This is a genomic window from Pseudomonas huaxiensis, from assembly GCF_003231275.1.
Lineage (GTDB): Bacteria > Pseudomonadota > Gammaproteobacteria > Pseudomonadales > Pseudomonadaceae > Aquipseudomonas > Aquipseudomonas huaxiensis.
Map to the genome: position 1 here is coordinate 1 of NZ_QKVL01000095.1, position 3,797 is coordinate 3,797.

Here is a 3,797-nt window from a genome sequence, read left to right on the forward strand (position 1 = left end):
CTGGGTCGTGGGTGGCCAGGGCGATGAGCTGGTTGCCGAGCTCAAGACGCTGCTGGGCCAGGACCTGCCGGGCTTCATGGTGCCGACGCAGTGGCTGTTCCTCGAACAGTTGCCGCTGACGCCGAACGGCAAGCTGGACCGCAAGGCCCTGCCACAGCCGGACATCGGCCATGCGCACGCAGCGTATGTCGCACCGGTCACCGAGCTTGAGCGGCAACTGGCAGCCATCTGGGCCGACGTGCTGAAAGTCGAGAAGGTCGGCATGAGCGACGACTTCTTCGAACTGGGCGGGCACTCGTTGCTGGCGACGCAAATCGTCAGCCGGGTGCAGAAGGAACTGGGGCATCACGTGCCGCTGCGGGCGATGTTCGAACTCAACACCTTGCAGGCGTTGGCGCAGTACATCGACGGCCAGCAGGACACGCGCATCGACGAGGCCAAGGTCGACCGTCTGTCGGACCTGATGGCAGAACTGGAGGCGCTTTAAGCCGCGGGCGGGCGTTGTGGAAAAAAGCTCTCGCAAGCTGTAAATCCGCGACGCCCTGACGCGTATTTCAAGGAAGGAATGAATGCCTGTTTCACCCGCTTCAACACCGGGTGAAACAGGTGGCTAACGGTTCGCCTCATCCAATCTTTTTGAGGGTTGCACAGATGTCAGTCGCTATCAGGTTTACCGAAGGTCAGGACGCCGACGAAACGCTCTACGAGTTCGACGAGTCGCCGCTGCTGGCCCGGCAAAGCCGCCAGGAATCCAATGCGCGCAGCTACCCGCGGCGCATCCCGCTGGCGCTGAAGCGCGCCAAGGGCTTGCATGTCGAAGACGTCGAAGGTCGCCGTTTCATCGACTGCCTGGCCGGTGCCGGTACCCTGGCGCTGGGCCACAATCACCCGGTGGTGATCGAGGCCATTCAACAGGTGTTGGCGGATGAACTGCCGCTGCACACCCTGGACCTCACCACCCCGGTCAAGGACCAGTTTGTCCAGGACCTGTTCAGCATCCTCCCGCCTGCGCTGGCGGCAGAAGCGAAGATCCAGTTCTGCGGCCCGACCGGCACCGACGCGGTGGAAGCCGCGCTGAAACTGGTGCGCAGCGCCACCGGGCGCAGCACCGTGCTGTCGTTCCAGGGTGGCTATCACGGCATGAGCCAGGGCGCGCTGAGCCTGATGGGCAGCCTGGGGCCGAAGCGCCCGCTGGGTGCGCTGCTCAGCAGCGGCGTACAGTTCATGCCCTATCCCTACGATTACCGCTGCCCGTTCGGTCTGGGCGGCGCGGCCGGGGTCAAGGCCAACCTGAATTACCTGCAGAACCTGCTGAGCGATCCGGAATCCGGCGTGCAACTGCCTGCGGCAGTGATCGTCGAGGTGGTGCAGGGCGAGGGTGGGGTCATCCCGGCGGACCTCGACTGGCTGCGCGGAGTGCGCGCCATCACCGAGAAAGCCGGCGTGGCGCTGATCGTCGATGAAATCCAGAGCGGTTTTGCCCGTACCGGCAAGATGTTCGCCTTCGAGCACGCCGGCATCATCCCGGACGTGGTGGTCATGTCCAAGGCCATCGGCGGCAGCCTGCCGCTGGCGGTGATGGTCTACCGCGACTGGCTCGACACCTGGGCGCCGGGCGCCCATGCCGGCACCTTCCGTGGCAATCAGATGGCCATGGCCGCGGGCTCTGCGGTGATCCGCTACCTCAAGGAACACAACGTCTGCGAGCACGCCGCCGCCATGGGCGCGCGCCTGAGCGCACACCTGCACGACCTGCAACAGGATTACCCGCAACTGGGTGATATCCGCGGTCGCGGGCTGATGCTGGGCGTCGAACTGGTGGATCCGAGCGGCGAGCCGGATGCTCGCGGCCACGCACCGTACTTCCCGCGCCTGGCGCCGCTGGTGCAGCGCGAATGCCTCAAGCGCGGGCTGATTCTCGAACTGGGTGGCCGGCATGGCAGCGTGGTGCGCTTTCTGCCGCCGCTGGTGATCACCGCCGAACAGATCGATGAGGTCTCGGCCATTTTCGGCCGCGCCCTGGCTGCTGCGGTGGCCAGCCTGTAATTTTCTGGCGTAGCGATACGTTCATTCCACAAGAGGGCCGCGCGGGTGGCGCGGCCCGGCTTGATAACGACGGAGAGCAACAATGACTTCAGTATTTGACCGCGACGACATCGTGTTCCAGGTAGTGGTCAACCACGAGGAGCAATATTCCATCTGGCCGGAGTACAAGGAAGTACCGAGCGGCTGGCGCACCGTGGGCAAGAGCGGGCTGAAGAAAGACTGCCTGGCCTACATCGAAGAGGTCTGGACCGACATGCGTCCGCTGAGCTTGCGGCAGAAGATGGAGGCGCAGGCTGCGCAGTGAGTGATCACCGCATGTGAAAACGCCCCGGTTTTTGACCGGGGCGTTTTTGTTTCCGGCACCGCTCAAACCAGCGAGTCGGCCTTCACGCGCTTGCGCTCTTCCTTGGTGGTGCGTTTCAACGCCGCCGCCGTCGCCAGCGCTGTGCGCTTGCTCCAGATCAGCAATCCACTGAGCACCATCATCGACAACAGCAGGCCGAAGAACGCCCAGATCAGCTTGATCCAGATCCCGCCGAAATCGCCGGTGTGCAGCGGACGCATCGATTCGGTGACGAACTCCAGCGGTGTGCGGTCCGAGAGCAGGCGCGAGGAGGTGATCTCGCCGGTGTACGGGTGGATTTCCACCATCTGGTACATCAACGGATACCAACTGCGCCCGGCAGCCACCAGGGTGCCGTAGGTGTTGCTCGGCAACAGCAGGTTGCTGCCGTCCAGGCCCGGCACTTTCTCCTGGGCAATGCTCAGGGCCCGGTCGAGGCTGATCATCGGCGGTGGCGTGCCATCGGTGCTCAGTGGAACGCTGTCGTGGGCGATCACCGAGGACACCGGGGAGTAGCTGGAAATGCTGATCTGGTTGTCGCCCAGAATCGCCTGGATCAGGAACCAGGTGCCGGTGATGGAGATGACCGCGATGAACCAGATCGACCAGATCCCGCTTAGACGGTGGAAATCGCCCCAGAAGATCCGTGCCCCGTGGCTGAAACGCAGCACCGGTTTGAAAAAGCCCTTCCAGAACCGCTTGTAGACCACCAGCCCGGTGATCAGCGAAGCCAGCATCGGCAAGCCGAGGATCGAGACCAGATACCAGCCCCAGGAATAGCCGCTGGTTATCGGCACCAGCCACCAGCCATGCAGGGCGCGGGTGAAACGGCGGAAGTCGAAGCTGGGGACATAGCCCTGGATGTCGCCGGTGTAGGGATTGACGTAGGCGATGGTGGCGCGGCCGTCGGGGAAGGTCACGGAGACGTTCAGGGCGAAATAGTCACCGTCCGGCTGAAAGAAAGTGCCGACGATGGCTTCCGGGTGGGTTTTGCCGAGGTTGTTCCTGACCTGCTCGAAGCTCAGGCGCTCGGCGTCGTCCGAAGGCTGGTTGGCGCGCATCTCGGGGTTGGCCAGCCACATGATTTCCTTGCTGACCACCGCCAGGGTGCCGGTCACACAAACGATCAGCACGAAAAACCAGATCGGCAGCGCCAGCCAGCTGTGCACCAGGAACCAGATTTTCGAGCGGGACTTCTTCGACATGGGTAACGCTCTCGCTGCACGCCCCGGGGTCGTGGCCCGGGGGCTTTCGGTGTCGGTGAAAGCGGCCCCTGCGGCCGCTGCATCCTTACCTGAACGAGTAATGGCGGGTTGGCTTTAAGGAAAAGATGTAACAGAGATGCAAGTAGATGTTTCGTGGGTGTAAGGCCGGGAGTTTGGGGGCTGTGAGCTTATCCATTCGATGT

The 3,797-nt window shown here is 63.3% G+C and carries 4 protein-coding genes; 3 read left to right on the forward strand and 1 reads right to left on the reverse strand.

Features of this window, described 5'->3' with window-relative positions; genetic code table 11:
* The 3 genes from DM374_RS32140 to DM374_RS32150 all read left to right on the forward strand — a co-directional run.
* Window positions 1-487 (forward strand): phosphopantetheine-binding protein (locus tag DM374_RS32140; protein ID WP_110973493.1); only part of this gene is annotated, 487 nt, incomplete at its 5' end.
* A 164-nt stretch (window positions 488-651) separates the two neighbouring features.
* A complete protein-coding gene (locus DM374_RS32145; RefSeq protein WP_110973494.1) occupies window positions 652-2,046 on the forward strand; it encodes an aspartate aminotransferase family protein in 1,395 nt (464 codons plus the stop codon).
* 82 nt (window positions 2,047-2,128) lie between these two features.
* Window positions 2,129-2,350 (forward strand): MbtH family protein, encoded by a 222-nt coding sequence (locus DM374_RS32150; protein WP_095155658.1) that lies wholly within the window; start codon window positions 2,129-2,131, stop codon window positions 2,348-2,350.
* 62 nt (window positions 2,351-2,412) lie between these two features.
* Here the strand turns inward: DM374_RS32150 and DM374_RS32155 are convergent, their stop codons facing one another.
* Window positions 2,413-3,594 carry a PepSY-associated TM helix domain-containing protein gene (locus DM374_RS32155; RefSeq protein WP_110973495.1) on the reverse strand — a complete coding sequence of 394 codons (1,182 nt, stop codon included), beginning with the start codon at window positions 3,592-3,594 and terminating at the stop codon, window positions 2,413-2,415.
* Window positions 3,595-3,797: the final 203 nt, after the last annotated feature.